Origin of the sequence: Xanthomonas sp. CFBP 7698 (assembly GCF_003600855.1) — a bacterium.
Taxonomy (GTDB): Bacteria; Pseudomonadota; Gammaproteobacteria; order Xanthomonadales; family Xanthomonadaceae; genus Xanthomonas; species Xanthomonas cannabis.
Genome location: NZ_PRDN01000001.1, coordinates 1,030,870 through 1,057,346, shown reverse-complemented (window position 1 = coordinate 1,057,346; position 26,477 = coordinate 1,030,870). Strand labels below are relative to the sequence as shown.

Below are 26,477 nucleotides of genomic sequence, written 5' to 3'. Positions count from 1 at the left end.
CAATCGCGATGATCGTGCCATGTCCACCTGCCTGCCGGATGTCGTTGCCTGCCGTTTCAGCACATTGCGGCGCGTCGCAGGGGCCTGCCCGTGAGCGCACAGCCCTCGACGCAGCCGCAGCTGGCGGCACGCGAATGGCGTACGCCGCTGGAGCTGGGGTTCCTCGGCATCGTCTGGGGCTGCTTGTTCCTGTTCATGCGCGTGGCCGCACCCAGGTTCGGCACCGTGGCGCTGGTGGAGATCCGCCTGGCATTGGGCGCATTGGTGTTGCTGCCGTTCCTATGGCTGGCACGCGAGCGCTTCCCGCTGCGGCGCTGGCCGATGCTGGCGGCAATCGGCGTGCTCAACTCCGCGTTGCCGTTTCTGCTGTTCGCCTGGGGAGCACAACACGCCCCGGCGGCCGTTGGGGCGATCTGCAACGCGATGACGGTGTTGTTCACCGCATTGATCGCGTTTTTGTTCTTCGGCGAAAAGATCGGCACGCGGCGCGCATTGGCCTTGCTGGTTGGCTTCATCGGCGTGCTGGTGCTGGCCACCGGCAAATCGGCGGGGCTGAGCGTGGGGCCGGCAGCACTGGCGGGCGCCACCGCCTCGCTGCTGTACGGCATCGGCTACAACCTGGTGAAGCGGCACATGGGCGACCTGCCGCCGGCGGCGTCGGCGGCGTCCACGCTGGGTTGCAGTGCGCTGCTGCTGGCACCGCTGGCGTGGTGGCAGTGGCCGACCACGCCGGTGCCGGCAGTGGCCTGGGCCTGCGCCACCGCGCTGGGCGTGGTCTGCACCGGGCTGGCGTTCCTGATGTACTACCGCCTGATCCAGCGCATCGGCCCGGCACGCGCGTCCACCGTGACCTATCTGGTGCCGGTGTTCGGTGCATTGCTGGCATGGTCGCTGCTGGGCGAACCGCTGACCTGGACCATGCTGGTCGCCGCAGTGCTGATCCTCGGCAGTGTCGCCTTCAGCCAACGCGCCCGCTAAACACGCGCGCCCGCAGTTGCGAAGATGTCCGAGACCGGCTCTGCTTTCCCGAATCCCGAATCCCGAATCCCGAACTAGCCGGCAGGCGGCGCCCGTACCGGCAACGGCACATTGCACAGATCGATATGCCCGGCCGGGCGCTTGTAGAAAGCGTCCTTGCGATTGCGGCGGGCTTCGGCCACATCACGGAAGGTCTGGCTGTCGGTGCGCAGCACCTGCAAGGGCGTGCGTTCGGGTACCGGCACTTCGCTGGCCAGGCGCATCGCGCGGATCGGCGAGCGCTGGGCGGGGTCTTCGTAAAAGCCCATCGGGTCCGGGCCACGCGGGATCACGCTCAGCAATTCCATGCCCTTGACCACGCGGCCAACCACGGTGATGTTGCGGTCGAGCTGGCGCGGCGACTGCCCGGTGACCACGTAGAGTTCGGCGCCGATGCTGCTGTCGTCGTCGTTGTTGCGGCCTGCACCCAGGGTGCCATAGCAGTGCGCCAGCCAGGTCTTGCCGTTGGCGCCGTCGCGGCCGACCGGAAAGCCATCGACGAAGCCGACCTGCGGCGCCCAGCCGTCGCTATCGGGCAGACGCTGGAAGTCCAGGCCGTGCGAGGTGCGCTCGAATTCGGCCGGCAGATGCGTTTTGGCCGATCCCAGCGACTTGGCCTTGCCCGGCGTCTCGCCGTCGGGGTCGCCGAACTGCACCACGAAATTATCCTGCGAGCGGTAAATGGTGAGCCCGTCCCAGAAACGTTCGTGGGCCAGCGTGCGGATGTTGCCGACATGCTCGGGCGCAAATTGTGGCGCCAGTTCGATGATGACCCTGCCGGTATCCAGCTCCAGATAGAGCGTGCGCTCCGGGTCGAGGACGCGCCACGCGTTGGCCGGTGAGCTGTCCAGGATCTGCTGCGGGCTGCGATAGACCGCCTCGGCGGCAGCGGGCAGTGCGAGTGCGACGAGGCAGGCAGACGCCAGGCAGGCAGAAGCAACGGTGCGCAGCAGCATGAAGGCAACCAGCAGGGGAGATGGCTGATTCTTGACCAATGCGCGCAAGGACGCAAAGCGCCGGTGCGCAGATGGCAACGCCGGCGCGATGCGCCGGCGTCGTGTCACGCGTGCAGCGGGCAGGTTACGGGTTGCGCACGTGCGGGCTGGTGTGATGCGCAGTGGCGCCATGGTTGTTGCGGAACAACGGCACCAGCTGCCAGAGCGCGGAGATGCCGACCAGCGTGTAGACCACACGTGACAGCAGCGCATCCTGTCCACCGAACAGCGCCGCCACCAGATCGAACTGGAACAGGCCGACCAGGCCCCAGTTCAGTCCACCGACGATAAGAAGCACCAGGGTGATGATGTTGATCGCTTTCATGCAGGCATTCCATGTGGGTTGGGAGGTCACAGGGTCCGCATGCGGCAGCGAGTATGTCGTGAGCGCGGTCGCCGCGTTGCGCCGCGTGCAGACATCACGATCACATCCGGGCACCAGGCGCACGGCCTTGGCGCAGCTGAAACATCGATCACCGGCGCCGGCATGCAACGGCAGCGCGCCGTCACCGCGCGGGTTTGCGCCTGACGTAGAGCTGCTTGCGAACGCGTGCCACCACCTCGCCGTCGCGGTTGTGCACTTCGTTCTCGAACCAGCGCAAGTGCTTGTCGCCACCGGCAGTGGCTTCGCGCAGCTCGGCCAGCACCTGGTCGTCGATCACGAAGTCCGCACTGACCGTTCCGCGCCCGGGTTTGATGAAATCGATGCTGCCGGCCTTGTCCCAGACGTAATAGTCGCGGCCCAGGTTCTGCATCACCAGCAGCATCCAGAACGGGTCGGTCATGGCGAACAGGCTGCCGCCGAAATGGGTGCCGACGTAGTTGCGGTTCCACGGACGCTGTCGCAGTTCCACCCGCGCAAAACGGTAGTCGGCCGACAACACGGTGACGTGGATGCCTGAAAACAGATAGGGCGGCCACAGGTTGACGCCGAGTTTGAACAGGGAGGCGCGCATGCGTGCCGGAATCCATGGCGGGGCGGGTGCCCAGCATAACATTCGCATGCGTATGGATGGGGCCTTGGCCCGCACCTCGGCCTGGCCGCAGGTGTTCGTAGGAGCGGACCTGGCCGCGACGCAGCCTTACCGGGGAGCTCTCGATTGGCGACCGGCGGTAATACCTCGTCGCGGCCAGGTCCGCTCCTACATGTCCATCTGGCGCCGTAGCGCCATCGGCTGTCAGAACACCAGCGCCGACATCTTGCGGCGATACCGGCCGACCAGGTCTTCGTCCTCGATCACGCGGAATGCATCGATCAGGCTGCGGCGCGGCAGGTTGTCCTCGAAGCTACGGTCCTGGCGCAGCATTTCCAGGAATTGTTCCAGCGCTGCCTCGTCGTTGCCGTCGAGCAGGTGGCGCACGCCGAGCAGGTGGCGGGCGCGCAGGTCGGCGCCATTGGCGGCCACGCTGGCCTGCAAGGTGTCGGCATCGGGGGCGTCCTTGAGCACATTGGCAAAGCCCAGCCGCGCTTTGGCGCGCACGGCGCGGTCGTCGGTGGCCAGGTTGGCGGGCAGGGCGTCGATCAACTGCTCGGCCTCGGCGGTGTCGCCGGTCTTCAGCAGCGCCAGCGCCAGGTCCAGCTTGAGCTCGTCCTTGTCCGGCTCGGCGGCGATGGCCTCACGCAGGGCCGCTGCCTGCGCCTGCGGGTCGAGCGGGGTGGGAGGCACTTCTTCGACCACCTGCGCCTCGGCCGGCAGCACGCCATGCTGGGTCAGGAATTCGCGCACCTGGCCTTCCGGCATCGCGCCGGGGAAGCCGTCCACGATCTCGCCGCCCTTGACCAGGAACACCGTCGGCACCGAGCGGATCTGGAACGCCGCCGCGACCTGCTGTTCCTTGTCCACATCGACCTTGGCCAGCTCGAAGGCGCCGTGGTAGTCGGCGGCCAGCTTTTCCAGGATCGGCGTCAGCGTCTTGCAGGGCCCGCACCAGGTGGCCCAGAAGTCCACCAGCACCGGTGTCGTCAACGATTTCTGCAGGACCTCGGTCTCGAAGGTGTCGGTGGTGACATCGAATACATGCGGTTTGTCGGACATGGGCTTCCTGAAAGTAGTGACGGCAACAGTGGAGGGTAATGGTGGCAAACCCGGCCGACACAAGTCCGGCGCGGCTGCCAGGCCGAAGGGGTTCACGGCGCGTCCGCCCGGCCCGACAATGCCGCGTCCTGGTGGCGCGCATGCGCCCCGCACCGGAGCACCACAATGGGAAGTACCGACAGCGCACAGCGCTACCTGGGCCTGATCGCGGCCACCGTCTTCGTGCTGGCGGTGGCCGGTTTCGGCGCCACGCTGCCCGGCTATCTGCAGGCCAGCCACCCGGTCGCGCTGCTGGGCGCGGCCGGCGTGCCGCACGCGCTGGGCTTCAACCTGCTGGCCTTCGTGCTGGTCGGCGTGCTGGGCATGGTGACGGGGGTCAGCCTGCTGGCGCGCATGCCGCCCAAGGCCGGCTGGAGCCTGCGCGTGGGTGGGCAACTGATCGTGCTGGCGGGGCTGGCCTTCGTCGGCATGGGCATGCTGCCGCTGGACCCCACCGACCTGGACGGCCGCGCCAGCCAGGCGCATGCCACGGCGTGGTTGTTGTGGGCGGTGGCCTTCGTGCCGGCCATGCTGTTGATCGCCGCGGCGCTGCTCAACGGGGCCGACACCCGTGGCCTGGCCTGGCTCAGCCTGGTGGCCGGGCTGCTGGTGGCGGTGCTGGCGTTCGGCCCGCCCGGCCTGCTGCGGCAGGCGATTGCCCAGCGGTTGGCGTTCCTGGCCTGGGTCGGCTGGCTGGCGTTGGCCGCCTGGAGTTGGCCGGCCAAGCCGCCCGTGCTGCAGTAACGGTTTGGAGCACCTGCTGCACTGCGGTACCCTGTACCGCTTTGCACCGCCCGAGCATCCGCTCCCAATGTCCACCGTCGAACCGAACGCCTACGACCCCCAGCAGGTCGAATCTTCCGCCCAGCAGTTCTGGGATGCCACCCGCGCCTTCCAGGTCGACGAGAACTCGGACAAACCGAAGTTCTACTGCCTGTCGATGCTGCCGTACCCGTCCGGTGCGCTGCACATGGGCCATGTGCGCAACTACACCATCTCCGATGTGGTCAGCCGCTACAAGCGCATGACCGGCCACAACGTGATGCAGCCAATGGGCTGGGATGCGTTCGGGTTGCCGGCCGAAAACGCCGCGATCAAGAACAAGACCGCGCCGGCCAAGTGGACCTACGCCAACATCGAGCACATGCGCGGCCAGCTCAAATCGCTGGGCTACGCCATCGACTGGTCGCGCGAGTTCGCCACCTGCACGCCGGACTATTACGTGCACGAGCAGCGCATGTTCACCCGGCTGATGCGCAAGGGCCTGGCCTATCGCCGCAACGCGGTGGTGAACTGGGACCCGATCGACCAGACCGTGCTGGCCAACGAGCAGGTCATCGATGGCCGCGGCTGGCGCTCTGGCGCGCTGGTGGAAAAGCGCGAGATTCCGCAGTGGTTCCTGCGCATCACCGATTACGCGCAGGAGCTGCTGGACGGCCTGGACCAGCTGGACGGCTGGCCGGATTCGGTCAAGACCATGCAGCGCAACTGGATCGGCCGCTCGGAAGGGCTGGAGATCCAGTTCGACGTGCGCGACACCAACGGCGCCGCACTCGACCCGCTGCGCGTGTTCACCACCCGCCCGGACACGCTGATGGGCGTGACCTTCGTGTCGATCGCCGCCGAACACCCGCTGGCCCTGCACGCCGCCAAATCCAACCCGGAACTGGCACGCCTGCTGGAAGAGCTCAAGCACGGCGGCGTCTCCGAAGCCGAGCTGGAAACCCAGGAAAAACGCGGCATGGCCACCGGCCTGACCGCGGTCCACCCGATCAGCGGCGAGCAGGTGCCGGTGTGGGTGGCCAACTTCGTGTTGATGGGCTACGGCACCGGCGCGGTGATGGCGGTGCCGGGCCACGACCAGCGCGATTTCGAATTCGCCAACAAGTACGGCCTGCCGATCGTGCAGGTGGTCAAGCTGCGCGAGCCGCGCAACGACGACGAGCAGACCTGGGACGCCACCCAGTGGCGCGACTGGTATACCGACAAGAGCCGCGAGCTGGAGCTGATCAATTCGGCCGAGTTCGACGGGCTGGATTTCGGCGGCGCCTTCGAGGCACTGGCCGAGCGCTTCGAGCGCAAGGGCCAGGGCCAGCGCCGGGTCAACTACCGCCTGCGCGACTGGGGCGTGAGCCGCCAGCGCTACTGGGGCTGCCCGATTCCGGTGATCTATTGCGCCAAATGCGGCGCGGTGCCGGTGCCGGAAGACCAACTGCCGGTGGTGCTGCCGGAAAACGTGGAATTTGCCGGCACCGGCTCGCCGATCAAGACCGACCCGACCTGGCGCCAGACCACCTGCCCGGACTGCGGCGGCCCGGCCGAGCGCGAAACCGACACCTTCGACACCTTCATGGAGTCCAGCTGGTACGTGGCGCGCTACACCAGCCCCAATGCGCGCGACATGGTCGACCGTCGCGCCAACTACTGGATGCCGGCCGACCTGTATGTGGGCGGCATCGAGCACGCGATCCTGCACCTGATGTATTTCCGCTTCTATCACAAGCTCATGCGCGACGCGCGGCTGGTGGACAGCGACGAGCCGGTGACCAACCTGCTCACCCAGGGCATGGTCATCGCCGACACCTTCTATCGCGATGCCGACAACGGCGGCAAGGACTGGATCAATCCGGCCGACGTCGAGATCCAGCGCGATGAGCGCGGCCGCGTCACCGGTGCGGTGCTGATCGCCGACGGCCAGCCGGTGCACATCGGCGGCACCGAGAAGATGTCCAAGTCCAAGAACAACGGCGTGGACCCGCAGTCGATGGTGGCCAAGTACGGCGCCGACACCGTGCGCCTGTTCTCGATGTTTGCCGCACCGCCGGAGCAATCGCTGGAGTGGAACGAGGCCGGCGTGGATGGCATGGCGCGCTTCATGCGCCGGCTGTGGGTGCAGGTGCACAAGCACGTGGGCGAGGGCGCCGCGGTTGCGCTGGATGCCGCCAGCCTGAGCGCCGAGCAGAAGGCGATCCGCCGCAAGACCCACGAGACCATCGGCAAGGTCAGCGACGACTATGGCCGCCGCCACAGCTTCAACACCGCCATTGCCGCGGTGATGGAACTGTCCAACGCGCTGGCCAAGTTCGACGATGCCAGCGACCAGGGCAGGGCAGTGCGCCAGGAAGCCCTGGAAGCGATGGTGTTGCTGCTCAACCCGATCACCCCGCACGCCAGCCACGCGTTGTGGCAGGTGCTGGGCCGTGGCGAGACGTTGCTGGAAGACGTGGCGTTCCCGCAGGCCGATGCCAGCGCGCTGGTGCGCGATGCGCTGACCCTGGCGGTGCAGATCAACGGCAAGCTGCGCGGCACCATCGACGTCGCTGCGGACGCCACGCGCGAACAGATCGAAGCGCTGGCGCAGGCCGAACCCAATGCCGCGAAGTTCCTCGACGGGCTGACGATCCGCAAGATCATCATCGTGCCGGGCAAGATCGTGAACATCGTGGCGGGGTGAGGGTGGCGCAGTGGCCGGGTTGCCATGCCCGGTCCGGGCGGTGTGCCGGATCGGCGCTTGGCGGGCCGGGCTAGGTTTCCGTTTGGTGCTGGCGATGGATTGCATCGGTAAGTTGCAATGCGCCGCTGCGCGTGTTGCCGCGTTTCCCGTGCATCACTTCTCTGGCGCTCGGCAACCGCACGCCAGGGTTGCCTCGGTGGTTCGTGGCACTCATTGCAGATGCCGCGTGGCGACGCGGTTTTCATTTCTTGGCGCCGCAATCAGTTGCGGCGCTTATCAAGCCCCGTTCACGCGTGCTGCGTCAGGCTAGCCGCCTGTTGCCGCCGCCGGGGCGCTCATCCAGACTGTGCCCATGATTCGATTTCCTACTGCCTTCGCTGCGTCTCTCGTGCTGGTCTCCAGCCTCACCGCCTGCGGCTTCCATTTGCGCAATTCGCTTGCGTTGCCGCCCGACACCCCGGCAGTGAAGGTGCAGTCTGCAGTGCAGTACAGCGAACTGGCCAAGTTGCTGCGGCGCGGCCTCAAGGCGGCTGGCGCCACGCTGGCCGATGAAGATGCCAAGACCGGCTTTGCGCAGGTGCAGGTGCTGTCCGAGCGGTGGGGCGACCTGCCGATCGCCATCGACAGTCAGGGCCGCGCCCAGGAATACAGCCTGCGCTATGCCGCCATCTTCACCGTCACCACGGCCAACGGGGCTGTGCTGGTGCCGCAGCAGGTGATCGAGCTCTCGCGCGATTATGTGTCGCCACCGGTGGATGCCACCGGTACCGCCACCGAGCGCGAGATCCTGGCCGACGAACTGCGCAAGGACATGTCCGCATCGATCCTGCGTCGCATCGACAGCGTGGTGCGTGCGCGTATCCAGCGTGGCGAAAGTCTGGAGAGCACCCCCACCGCGCCGTTGCCGCAGGCCACCACGCCGCCGGTGCAGCCGTCCACGCCCGAGTCGAGCGTGCCGGCATCGCTGCCACCGGCGCCGACCTCGAACAACTGAGCGCGTGGGTATCGATACGACGACGCAGTGGCCAGGCGGGTACTGCCGACCGGCGCCGGCACGCGCGCTGGCGGCAGCGCGACTGCTGCCTCAGCGGGCCATGACGCACCAGTGGCGCCTGGTCGCTGCCGGTCTGCACGCGCGGTCGTAGCCCATGGAACTTCGCCCAGAACAGCTGGCCGGCCAGTCCAGCCAGCCCTTGCAGCCGGCCTATCTGATCGCCGGCCCGGAAACCTTGCGCGTGCTCGAAGCCGCCGACGCCATTCGTGCGCGCGCGCGCGCCGAAGGCATCGGCGAGCGCGAGGTGTTCGATGCCGACGGTCGTGATTTCGACTGGAACCAGCTGGACGCCAGCTTCAACGCGCCCAGCCTGTTCAGCCCGCGCCGTCTGGTCGAGGTGCGCCTGCCCAGCGGCAAGCCCGGCAAGGACGGCGCCGAGGTTATCACCCGTTTCTGCGCCAATCCGCCGCCGGACGTGGTGCTGCTGATCACCGCCAACGACTGGAGCAAGGCGCACCAGGGCAAGTGGGCCGAGGCCGTGGGCCGCATCGGCACCATTGCGGTGGCCTGGGCGATCAAGCCGCACGAATTGTCCGACTGGATCGAGCGTCGCCTACGTGCGCACGGCCTGCGTGCCGACGCGGCCGCCGTGCAGCGGCTGAGCGAGCGGGTGGAAGGCAATCTGCTGGCCGCCGCGCAGGAAATCGACAAGCTCGCCCTGCTGGCCGACGGCAAGACGCTGGATCTGCAGGCGATGGAATCGCTGGTGGCCGATGCCGCGCGTTACGACGTGTTCCGCCTGGCCGAAACCACCTTCTCCGGCCAGCCGGTTGCGGTAGTCCGCATGCTGGCCGGGTTGCGCGCCGAAGGCGAGGCAGTGGCCGCGCTGATGCCGATCCTGATCAAGGAACTGCTGCGCACCGCCGCGCTGGCCAAGGTGCAGGCCAACGGCGGCAACCTGGCCGCCGAAATGAAATCGCAAGGCATCTGGGAAGCGCGGCAGGCCCCGTTCAAGCGCGCGCTGCAGCGCCACCCGGAACCGCGCCGCTGGGAGCGTTTCGTCGCCGAGGCCGGCCTGGTCGACCGCATGGCCAAGGGGCGCGCCGACGGCGATGCCTGGGTCGGCCTGGAACGCCTGCTGGTGGCGGTCGCCGAAGCGCGTGCGGTGAGATTGCTGGCGTGAGGGTGGGGCAGGCCGGAGCCACACAGCAGGGCACCGGTATCCAAGAGCGGGAGCCCAAGCCCCGAGCCGATGAGACGGCAGACCCAGACGCACCGCTGGCAGACCCAATCAGTTCCGCTCCGACGTCGCCGGCCAGGCACGCCCAGCCGGTTACGTCAGACCCGCTTCTTTCCGAATCCCGAATCCCGACTCCCGATTCCCGATTCCCGACTCCCGACTCCCAGCTCCACCTCTACTACGGCGGCACCTTCGACCCGATCCACCTCGGCCATCTCGCGATCGCCTGTGCAGCGCGCGACGAGCTGCAGACGCGCGTGCAGCTGATCCCGGCGGCCGATCCACCACACCGCCCGGCACCCGGCGCCACCGCCGCGCAGCGCGCGCACATGCTGGAGCTGGCGCTTGCCGATCGCCCGGGGTTGCTGCTGGATACCCGCGAACTGCAGCGCGCCGCGCATAGCGGTGCGCCGTCCTACACCGTGGACACCCTGCGCGAACTACGTGCGGAACTTGGCCCCGGCGCGCCGATCGCCTGGCTGCTCGGCGCCGATGCCTTTGTCGGGCTTGAGCATTGGCATCAGTGGGAGGCCTTGTTCGGGCTGGCGCACTTCGTGGTGGCCGCACGTCCGGGCACCGCGCTGGAGCTGGCCGAAGCGCCGCAGCTTGCTGCGGCGGTGCAGGGCCGCTGGGTCGCCAGCGCCGACGACCTGGTCGCGGCGCCGGCGGGTCGCCTGTATCTGCTGCATCAGCCGTTGCGCGGCGAATCGGCCAGCGCCGTGCGCTCGCGCATTGCTGCGGGTGGCGCTTGGCAGGCGCTGGTGCCGCCGCCGGTGGCCGGAATGATCCAGCGCGAAGGCCTGTATGGCAGCGCCCGGCCGGCTAGCTGAACACGCGTCCGCCCGGACCGGCCTATAATTCACGCTAATTCCATCGAGTCGCCGCTTTGACCAGCCAAGCCCAAGTCATCAAGACCTCCCTTCCGAATCCGCCGCCGTCGGTGCCGGCCCTGTTGGCCACCGTGCGCGAAGCCGTCGAGGAACTGAAAGCCAAGGACGTGGTCGAGATCGATGTGCGCGGCAAGTCCAGCGTCTGCGATTACATGGTGATCGCCTCCGGCACCTCGACCCGCCACGTCAAATCGATCGCCGACGAAGTGGTCAAGTTCGCCAAGCGCCTGGATGTGATGCCGCTGGGCGTGGAAGGCGAGCGCGAAGCCGAGTGGGTGCTGGTGGACCTGGGCGATGTGGTGGTGCATGTGATGCTGCCGCGCGTGCGCGAGTTCTACGCACTGGAACGTCTGTGGACGGTAGGCGACCAGCGTCCCTCCGATGCGGACGAGTCCGGCGCAGTCGAAGACTGACAACGCCCGGCATGCCGAAAAAAGCCCGCGCATCGCCAGCTTTGCCCGATTCGCAGGCATTGCGGCAACTGCGCGGCCAGCCAGCGCAGGCGAACGGTCCGCCGCTATCGGCGGCGCGCAAACGCTTCGACCGGCTGCTGCAGGATCTGCAGGGCCACCGGTCCCAATTGCAGGCCTGGCAGGTAGCGCTCGCCCAGTGGCGCGAGCGCTATCACGGCGAACTGCAGCCCTTGTTCGACCTCCGCCGCGAGGCCGACGTTGCCCTGGTCGAACAACTCGATCGCGCGTCTGTCGCCATCAAGTTGGGCAAGGCCGAACGACAGTTCCTGTCCGAGCTGTTGTGCGATATCGCCGGCCCGTTGATCGAGGCCGGGCACGAGGCGCTGCGGCCGATTTACGATCGCCATAGCGCGGTGAGCTATGCGCAGGAAGTGTCCGAATCCGACGCGTTGATGAAGCAGATTCTTGGCGAAGCCTACGGGCTGGATGCCGACGAACTGGATGGCATCGATTCGCCCGAGGAGCTCTACGAACGCGTCAGCGAGCGCTTGCAGCAGGAGCACGCGCAGCAACAGCAACGCGAGACGCAACGTCGCACGCGCGCCGAAAAGAAAGCGGTGGCCGGCAGTGCCGAACCGCCTCCGCTGCGCGAGCTATACCGCAAGCTGGCCGGCAATCTGCACCCCGACCGCGCCAAGGACAGCGACGATCACGCATCGCGCACCATCCTGATGCAGCGGCTCAATGCCGCTTACAAGGCCGGCGATCTGCTGGGCCTGCTCGAACTGCAGGCAGAGATCGGCCTGCTGGATGCGCAGGGCGTGGACGCAATGAGCACGGCACGGTTGCAGGACTACAACCGCGAACTGGATCGGCAGTGCAAGGCATTGCAACAGCAGGTCGCGCAGCAGGCGACGCAGTTCTGCCAGGAGTACGGACTGGAGCTGCCATCGCGTCCCAAGCCTGAGCGGCTGCCTCGGTTGATGGCGCAACTCAAGCGCGATGTCGAAGAGGATCTGTGGGATGCCCAACAGAGCCTGCGCGAACTCGCCGACCCGTCGGCGTTCAAGCGCTGGCTCAAGCTGCAGCGCGCCATGGCGGGCATGCACGATGCGCCGTGGTTCTGACGGGCGCGCAGTCGCCAACCGGCGGAAGTCGGCCAATGCCGCAGATCACCTGGGCGATGCCGGACAGAACACGTTGCCCGCCCGGCATCGCTGGTTTTGCAACACGCTCATGAAAACGCGCGTACAGCAGCCATCGCAAGGCGGCTGGCCAACGCCAACCGCCGACAGCCGCTTTCCGCCAATGACCGGCCAACCATGGCCGGACATTCACGACCGGCCATGATCGCGCGGGTCCACCGCGACGTTTACAACGGGCCGCGTTCCCACGGCCCGGTGATCGCCAGGGTGATGCCCGGGGTCTGGATATTGACGAACAAGGTGCGCGCCAACGGGTCCCAGCACGCACCGCAGAACTCGGTGTCGCGGTAGTCGCCTTCGGCAATGGTCTTGCCGGCATCGGCGATCTGCTGCGAGGTGAGTTGCACGTTGTTCTTGGCCAGATAAAACGATTCGCCGTTGCGGGTCAGGCCAAGCAGACGCGCGCCGGGCCCGTATTCGTCCGGGCTTTCGCCGCCGTCTTCGCACAGCACCACGCCGCCGCGCGCGCTCACCGTCACGTTGTCCGGGTTGTGCGCGGCCAGCTGGTTGCCGCTGACGAATAGTGCGCTCAGGCGTTGGGTAAACAGGTCCAGCACCCACACCGCGCCATTGCCGTAACCGCGGCGGCCCTGCGCATCCACACCGGTGCTGGTGTCCACGATGAACATCTTGCCGTAGCTGTACCAGATGCCTTCGCCGCGGCTCATACGCAGCGCGCCATCGGCCCAGGCCTGCGCGAACGGCCCGCTCAAGGTGTCGTTGGCGCCGATGTCGGCAAATCCGGCCGGTGCGGCGATGCTGTCCAGATCGGGCTCGGCGATATCCACCCACTCCAGCTGGAACTGCTGGCCGGTGCTGGCCACGGTCAGGTCGGCATTGCGACGCCCGCGCACGCGTGCGGCCTGCAGCCGGCCGCCGTTTTCCAGCGAACCGTTGCGGCCACGGCGATCGTTGGGGATGAAGCGATACAGGCCGGCCTTGTTGCGGTCGTCTTCGGTGAGATAGACGATGCCGGTGCGCGGGTCGATCGCCACCGCCTCGTGGCTGAAACGGCCCAGGCCTACCAACGGGCGGCCGGTGGTGCGATGGCTGTCCGGGTCCACTTCGAACACGTAGCCATGCTTGCGACCGGTGCTGGACACCGCGTTGGTCTTGATCTCTTCGCAGCTCAGCCAGGTGCCCCAGGGGGTCGGGCCGCCGGCGCAGTTGACCAGCGTGCCGCCCAGGCTGGGCTCCAGGCTGCCCCAGCCGCGCCGGCCGTAACTCAGCGTGGTGGTGCCGCCGCCGGCCTGCTGGGTGCCGCTGACGATGCCGGTGTCGTACATCGCCGGTGCGCGGAACGGCGTGGTGGCGCCGCGTTCGTGGTTGCGGATCAGCACGTATTCCAGGCCGCGCAGCGGATCGCTGCCCGGGCGCCAGTCGGGCCGGCGCAGGCCGACCACGGCCATGCCGTCGTGGCGGTCGGGGCAGGGCTGCCCGTCGTCCATGCGGTCACCGCTCCAGCCGAACGAGCGGTAGCTGAAACCACGTGGCAATTGCAGCAATGGCAGGCCGGTGCTCTGGTCGGCCACCGGGGCGAGCGGGCCGTAGCGGCTGGGAACCGGCGCGAGCCGCGACGACGGCGAGGTGGCGGCCTGGGCCTGGCGCGATTGCAGCGCACTCAAGCTGCCAAGGGCGCCAGCGGCCATGACGGCGGCGCTGCCCTTGAGAACCTGGCGGCGGGCGGGATCGAAAATCGGCATCGAACGACTCCTGCGGGGCTGGGTGGTCGGGCGACACTAATTGCCGGCTGTAACGACACCATGACACGCAGCGACACATCGGCACGGACTGCCCAGGCTGTGACGCGGATATCATGTCGCCATGAAATGCCGACTCATCGCCACCGGCGAGCGCGCACCGGCCTGGGTGGCGCAAGGTTTTGCCGAATATCAAAAGCGTCTGTCGCACTGGATGCCGCTGGAGCTGGTCGAGATCGAACCCGGCCTGCGTGGCAAGGGGCGCGACGCGCAACGCGCCATCGATGACGAGGGCCGCCGCGTACTGGCCGCACTGCCCAAGAACGCGCATGTCGTGGCGCTGGATGTGCCCGGGCGCCCCTTGAGTTCAGAGCAGCTTGCCCAGCGCATGGAGCACTGGCGTGGGCAGGGCCGCGATCTGGCGTTTCTGATCGGCGGCCCGGAAGGGCATGCGGCTGAAGTATTGAAAAGCGCCAGCGAAAGCTGGTCGATCGGCCCGCTCACGCTGCCGCACATGCTGGTGCGCCTGATCGTGGCCGAACAGCTGTATCGCGCCGCGGCGATGCTGGCGAATCATCCGTATCACCGCGCATAAGTGGTGGGCGCGTGGTGGCTCTGGGCATGGCTGTAACGGTGTGCCTGGCTGAGGCAGGCTGACAGCGGTTGGCCTGCACAGGAATGGCTACCGAACCTGATTGCGCGCGGCCTTACATCCCGATTCCCGGTCTCGCGTCTCCATTTGACCGTACGCCGGATTGCCGGTCACAGCTATCTACTGGCTGCCAGGTAGGCCGCGTCGCGTGCCGTCGCGGCGTTGGACATGACGCTATCGCTGGGACCGGAGGGGCCTGCTACGCGCGCGTCATCGACGTCTCGATCGCTGCTTTGTCGCCAGGATTTGTGCCTGCGCGGTGCTCTGCCTTGGCTCGATCCAGACCATGACCTTGCGAAAGGAGGGATGGACCGATGCCTGCGCAGCGCATCGAAGACGGTGACCCGATGCCCGGGCCACCGCATTCGACCACTCATCAATTCAACGAAAAACTCACCGGCACCAGGCCGTAGGCCTGCACCGCCTGGCCGTTCTGCATCGCCGGCTGGAAGCGCCAGCTACGCAGCACCTGGCTACGCGCGGCCAGATCGAGCACCCGATGGCCACTGCTGGTCTGCACGCTCACTTCGGCCGGGCGTCCATCGGTGCCGACCAGTACGCGTAGCAGTACCGTGCCTTGCTGGCCGGCACGCAATGCGGCCGCCGGGTAGCTCGGCGCTGGTGAACTCAAATACTGCAACTGGCCTGCTTCGATCGGCCCGCTGGGCGTAGCTGTCGTGGGAGTGCCTTCTGCGACCACGTCGGAGACCGTTGCCGGAACCGCAAACGCTGGGTTATCGACAACGGGCTCCTGACTGACCACCGCGGTCTGCACCGGTACCGTTAACGTTTTGGTGGGCGAATGTGTTTTCGGCTTGAACGTCACGTTGACTGGAAACACCACCGGTGGCGGCGGGGTTGGAATACTCATCGGCATAAGCCACCGCTCCTTCGGCACGGTCTGCTGCGGAATCGCCCGATGCGAGAGCGGAATCAACAACAGGCCACCGGCCAGGAGATGCAGTGCCACGGCGGTGCTCATCGCCAGGACGCGCGAGCTGTCGATGCCAAGGGGACGGGAAGAAACCTGCGATTGCGTGCGAACCATCATCCACCTCCAGAACGGAACTGCGGAAAGGACCAGCGCGGCCCGGACGCCTTACACCATCCGGTAGCGTAGGTTTACCGCAGCGCGCGCACCGGCACAAGCACGGCGCAGACGTTCGTCTGACGCATCGGATCGGCACGGGCCTGCAGATGCACTCCATCGAGGTCGCGGCGTCGATCCGCCGGCATTCTTCGAGGGTGCCAGCTTCGATCGTGTTGCCACTGAAAACGCCCAACCGAAGCTGGGCGTTTTGGCAGAAAAGCCCGGCCCCTTGCAGGGCCGGGGAAACGACAGTGACGGGAGAGGGCGTCAGTAGTCGTAAGACACCGAGAACATGGCGTAGCGCGGCTGGGTGAAAAACCGGCCCATGTTGTAGGTGTTGGACAGCGTGAACGTGTCGTCTTCCCAGGTGGAATCAACCTGCAGCGGCTTGCGCTCATTGAAGATGTTGAAGGCCTGCAGGGTCACCGCAAGCTTGTTGTCGGCAAAGGCAGGGCGGTAGGTCAGGCCCAGGTCGACGATCTTGGTCCAGGGCAACCGGCCGGCATCGCCGGGACGCGACGGCTGGCCGTTGCAGGTGTGGTACGACGAACCGTAGCCCACCGGATCGCCGGCATCGGAATCCTCGCTGATGCCATTGATGCTGACATAGCCCAGGCAGGATTTCGGCGTACCGGACAGCACACGGATATTGCCCGCAATCAGCCACTCGGGCGCGATCTGGTAGGAGCCGTAGATCTTGATCTGGTGACGCCGATCGTTGGCCAGGTAGCCACCCGAGTACCACATCAGCGCGGCAGCATCCCAGTCCTGCGTCTTGGAGACATCGGTCTGGCCGATATCGGATTTGATCTGGCCTTCCGTGTTGCCGAAGTTGCGCGACCAGGTGTAATCGATACGGCCTTCCCACTTGCCGTCGAACGGATGCTGCAGGAACAGGTCCACCGCCAGGTAGGTGCGTTTGGCCTTCTTGTCGAAGCCCCAGTCCGAGGGCGACATCGACACCGAGGTGCGGCCGGATCCATCGAGGTTGGCCAGACTGAAGGAGTTGGTTTCGCCCGGATTGAAGATGATGCAGCCGGGCACGTTGACGGTGCTCGGGTCGATGCCGGAGGCGCTCAACTTGGTACGCATCCGGTCCGCATCGCAGACGTCGTCGATGGTGGCGCCCAGTGTGCGGTAGGTGGCCTTGGCGCCGGTGACCCAGCTCTCGCCCAGGGTCTTGTCGAAGCCGAGCATGAACTCGTCCTGGTACATCGATTTGAGATCGCTCGCGGCGATGCCTGCCGCATCCGGTGCCTGGCCGCATTCCAGGTTGGAGGAGACGATATTGCCGGAGCACGCAAAGCCTGCGCTCGGGTCCACGGCCACGGGTGTCAGGCCGGTGGGCGTGCCCTGGGCGTCTATGCCGGTGTAGGTGAAGTACTCGCGCGTAAAGGTGGACGGCGAGGCACCGCGGATGGCCACGCTATTGGGCAAGGCCAGGTAGTAGCGGCCGGCGTTGCCGTAGACCTTGAGCGAGGAGTCGCCGAACACATCCCAGCTCAATCCCAGGCGCGGTGCCCACTGGTCGCCACTGGTGACATAGGGTGCGCCGACGTCGTTGAAGTTGGTGAACTTGTCGTTGCGGATGCCCAGCGTCAGCAGCAGCGTATCGTTGAGCTGCCACTTGTCTTCGAGGAAATAGGCTTTTTGTTGCACCGACATGCTGGTGGCGGTATTGAAGACCGAGCGATAGGCGTAATACCCGTTGCCGCCGGCCGGCCCGACGCCCAGCGCGGCGCTGATGGGTGAGGTGGGGCGCGAAGAGCGGCCGTAGATCCAGCGAAAGCCTGGGCCGGTGGTGATGACGCCCTCATTGCGGGCGTTGAAATACATGTTGTCTACGCCCGCGGTCAGCGTGTGGCTGCCCAGCACATATTCCAGGTCGATGCGCAGGCCGCGCGTCGTGTTCTCGCCATCGCGTGCCTGGCTGGAGGTCTGGTTGTTGCGAATCTCGCCGCCGCCGGTGATGGCCGGATCTTGCAGATTCGTGCTGCTCAGCAGCGGCGCGGTGCTTGGGTTGTTGCGGAAGTCGGTCTGCCGGCTTTTACCGTAGGTGGCGCTCAAGGTCAGATCGTCGGTGATATAGCTGGTGTATTTGCCGATGTAATAGCGGTCGTTGACCTTGACCGTATCGGCGAACGCACCGTTGGCGTCGCCGTCGACTCCCTGATATCCGTTGAAATCGCTGTAAGCACCGCCTTCGCGGTAATTGTTCTTGACGCCGGTCAGTTCGAGCAGGTTGCTGTCGTTGATGTTCCAGTCGATCTTGGCGTAGACCTTGGGCTCATCAATGCGGTAGTTGTTGCGGCCGATGACCGGGTCGTCCCGGCGCGCAGTGGAAACGCCTTCGCTGCGCTCCTGCTCGGCGGCAACGAACACGAACAGGCGGTCCTCGATCAACGGGCCGCCGCCATACACGCTGTAGACCGTATTCCAGAAGGTGTCATCCTTTCGGCTGCGGTACAGCGTGCCTGGCAGGGTGGGGTCGCTGTACTCGTAACCGTCGGGCGGCGCGGTATCGGGATACAACACGTTTTTGTCCGTGCTGGATAGCGACTTGGGGCGCCACAAGACCTGCGCGCCAAAATGCCACTCGTTGGTGCCGCGCTTGCCCAGCTGGCTGAGCACACCGCCGGCCGAGCGACCGTAGCGCGCGCTGTAACCGCCGGTGTAGGTTTCCTGCTGATCGATGGCGCCGAATGGCAGGGTGACGCCACCGATGTTGGAAAGCGGATTCGAGCTCAGATAGCCGTTGAGGTAATACGCGTTTTCGGTTATACCCGCGCCGCCGAACGAGATCGCATTGCCGAAGTAGCCGCTGCCCTGCACGGCTCCGGGCGACAGCAGCGCAATCGCTTCGCCTGAGCGTGCCAGCGGCAAGCGCTGCAGCTGTTCGGCGGTAATTACCGTGCGCGAGGCGGTGGCCGACACATCCACCGGCGAGATGTTCTTGCCGGTCACGGTAATGGTGCCCAGGGTGGCGGTATCGCCGGAGGCGCCAACGCCGAACGACACATCGGTACCCGCGCCGACGCGCAGTGCGATGTTCTTGCGTGTCTCCGCCGCCTGGCCCTCGCGCTGCAGGGTGACCGTGTACGTACCCACTGGAAGATTGCCGATGGCGTAGCGGCCGTTGGCGTCGACAGTCGCTGTCCGTGTGAACCCGCTGTCGCTCTGTGCGGTGACGGTGGCGCCGGCGCCTGCCGGTGCGCTTCCGTAAATGCCGGCGGTGGTGCTCTGCGCGGCTGCAGTGCCGGTGGCCATGACACCCACCGCACCACTCAGTGCAAGTGCAAGCACGCTGATGCGGCCGTAGCGCATGCGCGACGGTGGATTCAAGGGGTGCTTCAAGACAGGGTGGCGGGTCATCGTCTCTCTCCAGAGAAGCGCCATCACGAATATGACGGCACGCTGACCATTGATGCTAGAGAGCTGTAGAGCCTGCTTAAAGAATGATTTCTCTAAATTTCATGTTTCTTTAAGCACAAACACCAAAATCCGCCTATTCATTTTGAGAAGTGTGATATTGGGCACTTGTAAGTTACCCGCCTCAAAGTTTTAAAGCGGCACTTGATTGGTGCCGGGCTGCCGCGTCGTTTCTCGCCCCACGTGATCCGTTCCGACACTCTACAAACGACACTGCCCTCCGAAGAGGGCAGCGAGGAACGGCGATTGGCGGGAGTCCGTTTTCTTATCGACCGAGCTCGAATATCACGTCCAGATTGATCGAGAGCGTGCTTTCGCCGGGGGCCACCGGGGTGTCCATTTCGGCCTTGGCCGAGCGCATCGAGGCGGCCATCATCATCGGGCGCACGCCGCCGCCACTGCGGCCTTCGGAAATGCTGACGATGCGGCGCACCTTCAGACCCAGCGATTTGGCGTAGGTCTCGGCGCGGGTCTGCGCCTTCTTCAGTGCGGCGACGCGGGCTTCGTCGTACACCGGTTCGGGTTGGTCGATCGAGAAGCTGGGGCCATTGATGTCGTTGGCGCCGTGAGCGACCAGGGCGTCGAGCACCTTGCCGAGCTTGGCGATGTCGCGGACCTTGAGGCTGACCGTGTTGCTGGCCTGGTAGCCGTTGATCTTGGGCGCTTCGTTTTCCTTGTAGGTGTATTGCGGGCTCAGGTTGATGCCGCTGGTCTGCACGTCCTTGTCGGCGATGCCGGCCGCCTTCACGGCGTTCATGACCTTGCTCATCTGCTCGGCGTTCTGGCGCATGGCGGCGTTGCCGTCGGCGGCCTGGGTGACGACGCCGGCGGACAGCGTGGCGATGTCCGGCACGCGCTTGGCCTCGGCCTCGGCCGACACGTTGAGCAGGGTGCCGTCGTTGGGAATGGTGTAGCTCGGGGCAGTCTGGGCGTGGACGGTCATGGCGGTTCCGGCGGCGATGGACAGGGCCAGCAACAACGGCTTGAGGGTGGTACGCATGAGATCTCCTTGTCTGTGGCAAGAGCGTGTTGGGAGGTCGATGAATATGTTGTGAGCCGGACGCCACCGCGCAGCGCGGATGCGAGTGCCGAGTCAGCGGGCGGGCACGGGCAACAGGTATGCTGGGCGGATGCTCTATCTCGCCTCGCGCTCGCCGCGCCGACAAGAACTCCTGCAACGCCTGGAGGTACCGTTCCAGACACTGGAACTGGACGTGCCCGAGCTGCGCGCGCCGGACGAATCGCCCGAACACTACGTGCAGCGCGTCGCGCTGGACAAGGCGCGCGCCGGGCTTGCGCAGGTGCGCGCGCGCGACCCCAACGCCATCGTGCTGGGCTCCGACACCGAGGTGGTGTTGGGCGATCGGGTATTCGGCAAGCCGGTCGATGGCGACGATGCGATCGCGATGCTGCGCGCGCTGTCCGGACGCACCCACCAGGTACTCACGGCGGTGGCTCTAGTCTGCACGCAGCGGGCGCCGGCGCAGGCCTTGGTGGTGTCGGAGGTGAACTTCGACACGCTCGATGACGCGCAGATCGCTGCCTACGTAGCCTGTGGCGAGCCGATGGGCAAGGCCGGCGCGTATGCGATCCAGGGGCGCGCGGAGCGTTTCATTCGTCACCTGTCCGGAAGCTATTCCGGCGTGATGGGATTGCCGCTGTATCACACCTCGCAGTTGCTCACAGCCTTCGGAGCGCATTGATGTCGGAAGAGATCTTGGTCAACGTCACCCCGCGCGAAACCCGCGTGGCGGTGATCGAGAACGGCATGCTGCAAGAGCTGCATATCGAGCGCGGTTGGCGTCGGGGCGTGGTGGGCAACATCTACAAGGGCAAGGTGCAGCGGGTGATGCCGGGCATGCAGGCCGCGTTCGTCGAGGTGGGGCTGGAGCGCGCCGCGTTCCTGCACGCCAACGACGTGGTGCGCCCGGCACCGGCGCCGGCCAGTGTGGTCGATACCGAAGAAACCCCGATCCCGCCGCCGCCGCCCGCCGCGGTGCCGATCGTGGAGCTGCTGCGCGACGGTCAGGACATCGTGGTGCAGGTGGTCAAGGACCCGATCGGCACCAAGGGCGCGCGGCTGACCACGCAGATCAGCATTCCTTCGCGCTATCTGGTGCTCCTGCCGCAGTCCAAGGTCGTCGGAGTGTCGGCACGGATCGAGGACGAGGCCGAGCGGCTGCGGCTGAAGACCATCGTCAGCGAGGTCTCGGCCCAGCACGGCGGGTTCGGCTACATCATCCGCACCAACGCCGAAGGCCAGCCGGCCGAAGCGTTGGCCGAGGACATCGCGTATCTGTCGCGGGTCTGGAACGTGGTCGAGCGGCGCGGTCGCGAGGCGCCGTCGTGCAGCATCATCTATGAAGACCTGAGCCTGCCGCTGCGTGCGGTGCGCGATTTGATCCGGCGCGACGTGGAGAAGGTCAAGGTCGATTCCAACGAGACCTTCGCGCAGCTGCAGGCGTTCGTGGCCAAATACATGCCGGTGCTGGCCGAGCGTCTGGAGCTGTATACCGGCGACCGGCCGATCTTCGACCTGTACGGGGTCGAGGACGAGATCGGGCGTGCGTTGAACAAGCAGGTGCCGCTCAAGTCCGGCGGCTATCTGGTGATCGACCAGACCGAAGCGATGACCACCATCGACGTCAACACCGGCTCGTTCGTGGGGCAGCGCAATCTGGAAGAAACCGTGTTCCGCACCAATCTGGAGGCCGCGCAGGCGGTGGCGCGGCAGCTGCGGCTGCGCAACCTGGGCGGCATCATCATCATCGACTTCATCGACATGGACGACCCGGAGCACCGCCGCCAGGTGCTGCGCACGCTGGAGAAGGCGCTGGCGCGCGACCATGCCAAGACCACCGTGTACGAGTTTTCGCCGTTGGGCCTGGTGGAGATGACCCGCAAGCGCACCGTGGAAAGCCTGGAGCGTCAGCTCTCAGAGACCTGCGGCCAGTGCGGCGGGCGCGGCACCATCAAGACCGCCGAAACGGTGACCTACGAGATCTTCCGCGAGATCACCCGCGCCGTGCGCCAGTTCGACGCCGCGCGGCTGCTGGTGATCGCCTCGTCCAAGGTGGTCGCGCGCATCACCGACGAGGAATCGGCGGCCGTGGCCGAGCTGGAGGAGTTCCTCGGCAAGAGCATCCGCTTCCAGTCCGACGACCAGTACCTGCAGGAGCAGTTCGATGTGGTGTTGCTGTGAATCCGGGAATCGGGAATCGGGAGTGGGGAATCGGCTTGAAGCAACAGCCGCCCCACGTCACGTCTGCCATCCCTTCAGCGCCAATGCGCGATCAGACGGCTAAGCGTTCGTACGCCAGCGCTGGTGCTCTTACGATTCCCCATTCCCTAGTCCCCATTCCTCGCCGTTAATGCCCACCCCGCTGCGCCGCCGTCTGCGACTGTTCCGCCGTTATGCGATCACTGCCGCTGCGCTGGCGGTGGTGGCGGTCGCGTTGTTGGTGGGCGCGGCCAGTCAGGCGTTGCCGCTGGCCGAGGAGCATCCGCAGCAGATTGCCACGTGGCTGAGCCAGCGGGCCGGGCAACAGATCGCCTTCGATCATCTCGATACCGAGTGGACCCGGCGCGGGCCGTTGCTGCGGCTGGACGGCCTGCGGATCGGCCCGCACGGCGAGGTGCGGGTGGGGCAGGCCGAGATTCTGCTGGCCATGTATGCGGGCCTGCTGCCCGGGCAGTCGCTGACCGAAGTGCGGCTGCGCGGGCTGGCGCTGACCCTGCAGCGCAGTGACGACGGCGTGTGGTCGGTGCAGGGCCTGCCGAGCGCCCGACGCTCCGATCCGCTGGAGGCCCTGCGCCGGCTGGGCGAGATCCAGCTGACCGAGGCGCGCCTGCGCGTCGCCGCGCCCTCGATCGGCCTGGACACCACCCTGCCACGCATCGACCTGCGCCTGCGCGTCAATGGCTCGACCGTCCGGGTCGGCAGCCGGAGCTGGATCGATCTCAAGCGCGCGCCGCTGACCGGCGTGCTGGCGTTCGACCGCGACAGCGGCGATGGCAGCGTCTATGCGCAGGCCGACCCGGCCGATCTGGCTGCCTGGACGTCGCTGCTCACCCTCGGTGGCCTGCGGGTGGAAGGCGGTAGCGGACGCGTGCAGGCCTGGGCGCAGTTGCGCGCGCGCCGGATCACCGGCGTCACCGTGGATGCGGACCTCACCCAGCTCGCGCTGTCCGGCGCACCGCTGGCGGAGGAGACCGCGCGCCGCACGCTGCATTGGGAGCGGCTGCAGGCGCGCGCGCGCTGGCAGACCATCGATGGCGGCTGGCGACTGGATGCGCCCCGGTTGCGGCTGGGTCAGGCCGGCACCGTGCAGCAGCTGGACGGGCTGAGCATCGCCGGTGGGCGCCGCTATGCGGTGGCCGTCGGCAAGGCGGATGTCTCCGGCCTGATCGCCACAGCTGCGCTGAGCGACCGATTGTCGCCCGCACTACGGCGCTGGCTGACCTTGTCCAAACCGCAACTGCGGGTGGCCGATGTGCAGATCGCCGGCGAGCAGGGCGGGCCGGTGCGCGCGCAGGGTCAGATCGAAGAGCTCGGGTTTCTGCCGGTGGGCAATTCGCCCGGCATCAGCGGCCTGCGCGGCCGCGTCGACGGCGATGCGCAGGGCGGCGAGCTGGACACCGCGCCCGATGCCACGGTGCGCTTCGACTGGCCTACCGGCTTTGGCGTGGTGCACGAAATCCAGCTGGCCGGCAAGATTGTCGGCTGGCGCGACGGCGCAGGCTGGCAGGTGGCCACGCCCGCGCTGCGCGTGCAGGCCAGGGAGTACGGCGCCAACGTGCGCGGCGGCTTGTGGTTCCAGAACGACGGCAGCCGCCCACGCATGCAGCTGGCCGCGCAGCTGGACGATGTCGCCCTGCCGGTGGCGCGCAAGTTCTGGATCCGCTCCAAGATGAGCAAGGCCGCCATCGACTGGCTGGACATGGCCGTGGCCGGTGGTGTCGTCACCGGCGGTACCGGCCTGGTCAGCGGCGATCTGGACGAGTGGCCGTTCGACAACAACGACGGGCGCTTCGAGGCGTTTGGGCACATCCGCGATGGCGTGATCCGCTTCCAGCCGGACTGGCCGGCGATGGAACAGGTGCAGGCCGACCTGCGCTTCGTCGCCAACGGATTCTCCCTGCAGGGCAGCGGCGATCTGGCCGGCACCCCGATCAGGCAACTGGAGGCCGGCATCCCCAGCTTCACCACCTCCGAGCTGTACGTGCGCGCCTCCACCCAGGCCGATGCCGCGCAGCTGTTGGGCATGCTGCGCAAGAGCCCGTTGGAGCGCCGCTATGGCGACACCTTGCGCAATCTCACGGTGTCCGGCCCGGCGGCGGTGAGCTTCGATTTGCTGCGGCCGTTACGCACCCACGGGGTGGGCGGTCACCTGCAGGGCACGGTGGCACTGCAGGGCGCCAGGCTGGCCGACGCGCGCTGGAACCTGGCCTTCGACCAGGTCAGTGGCCAGGCCGAGTATCGCGACAGCGGCTTTGCGGCCGAGCAGTTGAGCGTGCAGCACCAGGGCCGCAGCGGCACGCTGGCGCTGCGCGCCGGTGGCTTCGTACAAGACCCCGGGCAGGCGTTCGAGGCGCGGCTGGGTGCCACCCTGGATGCCAAGGAGTTGTTCGACCGCGCACCGCAGATGGAGTGGCTGCGCCCCTACGTGCATGGCAGCGCGCCATGGCAGGTGGGGGTGGATGTGCCACTGCCGACGCCCGGCCAGCTGGATGCGCAGGCCATGCTGACGCTGCGGTCCGAGCTGGTGGGCACCACCCTGGACCTGCCCGCGCCGCTGGACAAACCCGCCGCCCGGCCGCTGGATACCCAGGTCAAGGTGGCGTTGCCGGTGGGCGATGGCGATATCGATGTGGCGTTCGGCAAGCTGGTGGCGCTCAAGGCCAGCAGTCACGGCGAGCAGACCGGCGTGCGCGTGGTGATGGGCACCGACACGGTGAGCGAGCGCCCGCCTGCGAACGGGTTGGTGGTGACCGGCCGCACCGCCTCGCTGGATGCGATCGACTGGATCAGCCTGGCGCGCGGCAGCAGCGCTGCGGACATGCCGCCGCTGCCGGGCCAACCGGCCACGCCCAAAAAAGATGCCGTCCCCCTGCAGCAGGTCGACGTGCAGGCAGACAGGTTGCTGATGATCGGCGGCGTGTTTCCGCAGACGCGGCTGCGGTTGCGGCCGACCCGCGATGCAGTGGCGGTGACGCTGGATGGCCCCTCGCTTGCCGGCCAGCTGACCGTGCCCAATGCCGACGGTGGCACCGTGCAGGGCAAGCTCGGCACCGTGCGCTGGCAACCGGTGGCCGAGGCCCCCGAGCCTGCGGCGCCGGAGCCCGGCGATCCGCTGGCCGGTGCCTTGCCCGAGCCGGCGCGACGGGCGGTGGCCGAGTTCGACCCGGTGTCGATCCCGCCGCTGGCGCTGGATATCGATGACCTGCGCGTGGGCAAGATGACCTTCGGCGCGGCCACCCTGCGCAGCAGCCGGCTCACCGATGGCATGCAGGTGGACCAGCTGCAGCTGCGCTCGGAGGACCAGAGCATCGGCCTGACCGGCGCCTGGCGCGGCAAGGGCGAGGCGGCCAGCACGCGGTTGTCGGCGCGGGTGGACAGCCGCAACCTGGGCAATCTGCTGCAGAACCTCACCCTGGGCGGCCAGCTGCGCGGGGGCGAGGGCCAGCTGGAACTCAATGCCGGCTGGCAGGGCTCGCCGACCGGCTTTGCGCTCGGCTCGCTGGACGGCAACCTCAAGGTCGATGTCCGCAATGGCCAGCTGCTGGAAGTGGAGCCGGGCGCCGGGCGCGTGCTGGGCCTGCTCAGCGTGGCGCAGCTGCCGCGCCGGCTGATGTTCGACTTCCGCGATTTCTTCTCCAAGGGGCTGGCCTTCAATACGCTGGACGGCGAGGTGCGCTTTGGCGAAGGCTTCGCGCGCACCGACGCCATCCGCATCGCCGGCCCGGCGGCGGATATCGCCATCCGTGGGCAGACCGACCTGCGCGCGCAGACCTTCGACCAGACCGTGGACGTCAACCCCAAGGCCGGCAATCTGCTGGCCGTGGTCGGCGCCGTGGCTGGCGGCCCGGTCGGCGCGGCGGTGGGCGCGGCCGCCAACGCGGTGCTCGGCAAACCGCTGGGTGCGATCGGTGCCAAGACCTACCACGTCACCGGCCCGTGGAAGGATCCGCAGGTGGATGTGGTCGAACGCGACGTGCGCGAGCGTGCGCCGGGCAAACCGGCTGCGCCAACGGCAACCCCAGGCACCCCCGGTCGGTCGCCACGCTGACGCCCTCGATTGCGTCAGCGTCAGCGGGGATCGG

The 26,477-nt window shown here is 67.1% G+C and carries 20 protein-coding genes; 12 read left to right on the top strand and 8 right to left on the bottom strand.

What is annotated here, in order from left to right; translation table 11 throughout:
• Window positions 1–90: 90 nt before the first annotated feature.
• The gene (locus XnspCFBP7698_RS04450; RefSeq protein ID WP_123137271.1) at window positions 91–978 is read left to right on the top strand and encodes a DMT family transporter; all 888 of its coding nucleotides are present in this window, start codon (window positions 91–93) and stop codon (window positions 976–978) included.
• 74 nt (window positions 979–1,052) lie between these two features.
• On the opposite strand, the gene XnspCFBP7698_RS04445 is transcribed toward XnspCFBP7698_RS04450, so the two are convergent.
• The 4 genes from XnspCFBP7698_RS04445 to trxA form a co-directional block, all read right to left on the bottom strand.
• On the bottom strand, window positions 1,053–1,973 hold the full coding sequence (locus tag XnspCFBP7698_RS04445; protein WP_104580584.1) for a peptidylprolyl isomerase: 921 nt from the start codon (window positions 1,971–1,973) through the stop codon (window positions 1,053–1,055).
• A 124-nt stretch (window positions 1,974–2,097) separates the two neighbouring features.
• Entirely contained in the window at window positions 2,098–2,337 is a 240-nt protein-coding gene (locus XnspCFBP7698_RS04440; RefSeq protein WP_047695693.1) for a DUF378 domain-containing protein, read from the bottom strand.
• A gap of 181 nt (window positions 2,338–2,518) precedes the next feature.
• Entirely contained in the window at window positions 2,519–2,968 is a 450-nt protein-coding gene (locus XnspCFBP7698_RS04435) for a DUF4442 domain-containing protein (protein ID WP_104580527.1), read from the bottom strand.
• 222 nt (window positions 2,969–3,190) lie between these two features.
• Window positions 3,191–4,048, bottom strand: a complete 858-nt coding sequence (gene trxA, locus XnspCFBP7698_RS04430; protein ID WP_104580526.1) for a thioredoxin — start codon at window positions 4,046–4,048, stop codon at window positions 3,191–3,193.
• Window positions 4,049–4,213: 165 nt separating this feature from the next.
• On the opposite strand from trxA, the gene XnspCFBP7698_RS04425 reads away from it, so the two are divergent.
• The 7 genes from XnspCFBP7698_RS04425 to XnspCFBP7698_RS04395 all read left to right on the top strand — a co-directional run bounded on the left by XnspCFBP7698_RS04425 (window position 4,214) and on the right by XnspCFBP7698_RS04395 (window position 12,205).
• Window positions 4,214–4,831: a DUF998 domain-containing protein gene (locus XnspCFBP7698_RS04425; protein ID WP_104580525.1), complete on the top strand. Its 618-nt coding sequence runs from the start codon at window positions 4,214–4,216 to the stop codon at window positions 4,829–4,831.
• Between the two features lie 67 nt (window positions 4,832–4,898).
• On the top strand, window positions 4,899–7,541 hold the full coding sequence (leuS, locus tag XnspCFBP7698_RS04420; RefSeq protein ID WP_104580583.1) for a leucine--tRNA ligase: 2,643 nt from the start codon (window positions 4,899–4,901) through the stop codon (window positions 7,539–7,541).
• 352 nt (window positions 7,542–7,893) lie between these two features.
• Window positions 7,894–8,535, top strand: coding sequence for an LPS assembly lipoprotein LptE (gene lptE, locus XnspCFBP7698_RS04415; protein WP_047695697.1), 642 nt, complete (start codon window positions 7,894–7,896; stop codon window positions 8,533–8,535).
• A 154-nt stretch (window positions 8,536–8,689) separates the two neighbouring features.
• Complete coding sequence (gene holA, locus XnspCFBP7698_RS04410) at window positions 8,690–9,718, top strand: DNA polymerase III subunit delta (protein WP_123137270.1); 1,029 nt, start codon at window positions 8,690–8,692, stop codon at window positions 9,716–9,718.
• Window positions 9,719–9,813: 95 nt separating this feature from the next.
• On the top strand, window positions 9,814–10,605 hold the full coding sequence (nadD, locus tag XnspCFBP7698_RS04405) for a nicotinate-nucleotide adenylyltransferase (protein ID WP_233548943.1): 792 nt from the start codon (window positions 9,814–9,816) through the stop codon (window positions 10,603–10,605).
• Between the two features lie 56 nt (window positions 10,606–10,661).
• Window positions 10,662–11,078, top strand: coding sequence for a ribosome silencing factor (rsfS, locus tag XnspCFBP7698_RS04400; RefSeq protein WP_047695700.1), 417 nt, complete (start codon window positions 10,662–10,664; stop codon window positions 11,076–11,078).
• Between the two features lie 11 nt (window positions 11,079–11,089).
• The gene (locus XnspCFBP7698_RS04395; protein ID WP_123137269.1) at window positions 11,090–12,205 is read left to right on the top strand and encodes a J domain-containing protein; all 1,116 of its coding nucleotides are present in this window, start codon (window positions 11,090–11,092) and stop codon (window positions 12,203–12,205) included.
• A 245-nt stretch (window positions 12,206–12,450) separates the two neighbouring features.
• On the opposite strand, the gene XnspCFBP7698_RS04390 is transcribed toward XnspCFBP7698_RS04395, so the two are convergent.
• Complete coding sequence (locus XnspCFBP7698_RS04390) at window positions 12,451–13,986, bottom strand: alkaline phosphatase PhoX (RefSeq protein ID WP_123137268.1); 1,536 nt, start codon at window positions 13,984–13,986, stop codon at window positions 12,451–12,453.
• 121 nt (window positions 13,987–14,107) lie between these two features.
• Between XnspCFBP7698_RS04390 and rlmH the strand changes: the two genes are divergently transcribed.
• On the top strand, window positions 14,108–14,578 hold the full coding sequence (rlmH, locus tag XnspCFBP7698_RS04385; protein WP_104580521.1) for a 23S rRNA (pseudouridine(1915)-N(3))-methyltransferase RlmH: 471 nt from the start codon (window positions 14,108–14,110) through the stop codon (window positions 14,576–14,578).
• A gap of 433 nt (window positions 14,579–15,011) precedes the next feature.
• Here rlmH and XnspCFBP7698_RS04380 read toward each other — a convergent pair whose 3' ends face one another.
• The 3 genes from XnspCFBP7698_RS04380 to XnspCFBP7698_RS04370 form a co-directional block, all read right to left on the bottom strand.
• Window positions 15,012–15,617: an energy transducer TonB gene (locus XnspCFBP7698_RS04380; RefSeq protein WP_199680094.1), complete on the bottom strand. Its 606-nt coding sequence runs from the start codon at window positions 15,615–15,617 to the stop codon at window positions 15,012–15,014.
• Window positions 15,618–15,992: 375 nt separating this feature from the next.
• Complete coding sequence (locus XnspCFBP7698_RS04375) at window positions 15,993–19,097, bottom strand: TonB-dependent receptor (protein ID WP_123137267.1); 3,105 nt, start codon at window positions 19,095–19,097, stop codon at window positions 15,993–15,995.
• A 322-nt stretch (window positions 19,098–19,419) separates the two neighbouring features.
• Window positions 19,420–20,154, bottom strand: a complete 735-nt coding sequence (locus XnspCFBP7698_RS04370) for an SIMPL domain-containing protein (protein ID WP_123137266.1) — start codon at window positions 20,152–20,154, stop codon at window positions 19,420–19,422.
• Window positions 20,155–20,284: 130 nt separating this feature from the next.
• Between XnspCFBP7698_RS04370 and XnspCFBP7698_RS04365 the strand changes: the two genes are divergently transcribed.
• The 3 genes from XnspCFBP7698_RS04365 to XnspCFBP7698_RS04355 all read left to right on the top strand — a co-directional run bounded on the left by XnspCFBP7698_RS04365 (window position 20,285) and on the right by XnspCFBP7698_RS04355 (window position 26,443).
• Complete coding sequence (locus tag XnspCFBP7698_RS04365) at window positions 20,285–20,857, top strand: Maf-like protein (RefSeq protein ID WP_123137265.1); 573 nt, start codon at window positions 20,285–20,287, stop codon at window positions 20,855–20,857.
• Entirely contained in the window at window positions 20,857–22,356 is a 1,500-nt protein-coding gene (gene rng, locus XnspCFBP7698_RS04360; RefSeq protein ID WP_047695708.1) for a ribonuclease G, read from the top strand. Before XnspCFBP7698_RS04365 ends, rng begins: the two co-directional genes overlap by 1 nt.
• Before the next feature lie 169 nt (window positions 22,357–22,525).
• A complete protein-coding gene (locus XnspCFBP7698_RS04355) occupies window positions 22,526–26,443 on the top strand; it encodes a YhdP family protein (RefSeq protein ID WP_123137264.1) in 3,918 nt (1,305 codons plus the stop codon).
• Window positions 26,444–26,477 lie beyond the last annotated feature (34 nt).

Bases quoted from the DNA above. Each gene is read 5' to 3' on its own strand.
- XnspCFBP7698_RS04375 (WP_123137267.1), bottom strand. From the start codon at position 19,097: ATGACCCGCCACCCTGTCTTGAAGCACCCCTTGAATCCACCGTCGCGC.
- XnspCFBP7698_RS04370 (WP_123137266.1), bottom strand. From the start codon at position 20,154: ATGCGTACCACCCTCAAGCCGTTGTTGCTGGCCCTGTCCATCGCCGCC.
- leuS (WP_104580583.1), top strand. From the start codon at position 4,899: ATGTCCACCGTCGAACCGAACGCCTACGACCCCCAGCAGGTCGAATCT.
- rlmH (WP_104580521.1), top strand. From the start codon at position 14,108: ATGAAATGCCGACTCATCGCCACCGGCGAGCGCGCACCGGCCTGGGTG.
- holA (WP_123137270.1), top strand. From the start codon at position 8,690: ATGGAACTTCGCCCAGAACAGCTGGCCGGCCAGTCCAGCCAGCCCTTG.
- XnspCFBP7698_RS04390 (WP_123137268.1), bottom strand. From the start codon at position 13,986: ATGCCGATTTTCGATCCCGCCCGCCGCCAGGTTCTCAAGGGCAGCGCC.
- XnspCFBP7698_RS04380 (WP_199680094.1), bottom strand. From the start codon at position 15,617: ATGAGCACCGCCGTGGCACTGCATCTCCTGGCCGGTGGCCTGTTGTTG.
- XnspCFBP7698_RS04355 (WP_123137264.1), top strand. From the start codon at position 22,526: ATGCCCACCCCGCTGCGCCGCCGTCTGCGACTGTTCCGCCGTTATGCG.
- XnspCFBP7698_RS04425 (WP_104580525.1), top strand. From the start codon at position 4,214: ATGGGAAGTACCGACAGCGCACAGCGCTACCTGGGCCTGATCGCGGCC.
- rng (WP_047695708.1), top strand. From the start codon at position 20,857: ATGTCGGAAGAGATCTTGGTCAACGTCACCCCGCGCGAAACCCGCGTG.
- trxA (WP_104580526.1), bottom strand. From the start codon at position 4,048: ATGTCCGACAAACCGCATGTATTCGATGTCACCACCGACACCTTCGAG.
- XnspCFBP7698_RS04445 (WP_104580584.1), bottom strand. From the start codon at position 1,973: ATGCTGCTGCGCACCGTTGCTTCTGCCTGCCTGGCGTCTGCCTGCCTC.
- XnspCFBP7698_RS04395 (WP_123137269.1), top strand. From the start codon at position 11,090: ATGCCGAAAAAAGCCCGCGCATCGCCAGCTTTGCCCGATTCGCAGGCA.
- XnspCFBP7698_RS04440 (WP_047695693.1), bottom strand. From the start codon at position 2,337: ATGAAAGCGATCAACATCATCACCCTGGTGCTTCTTATCGTCGGTGGA.
- lptE (WP_047695697.1), top strand. From the start codon at position 7,894: ATGATTCGATTTCCTACTGCCTTCGCTGCGTCTCTCGTGCTGGTCTCC.
- XnspCFBP7698_RS04365 (WP_123137265.1), top strand. From the start codon at position 20,285: ATGCTCTATCTCGCCTCGCGCTCGCCGCGCCGACAAGAACTCCTGCAA.
- XnspCFBP7698_RS04435 (WP_104580527.1), bottom strand. From the start codon at position 2,968: ATGCGCGCCTCCCTGTTCAAACTCGGCGTCAACCTGTGGCCGCCCTAT.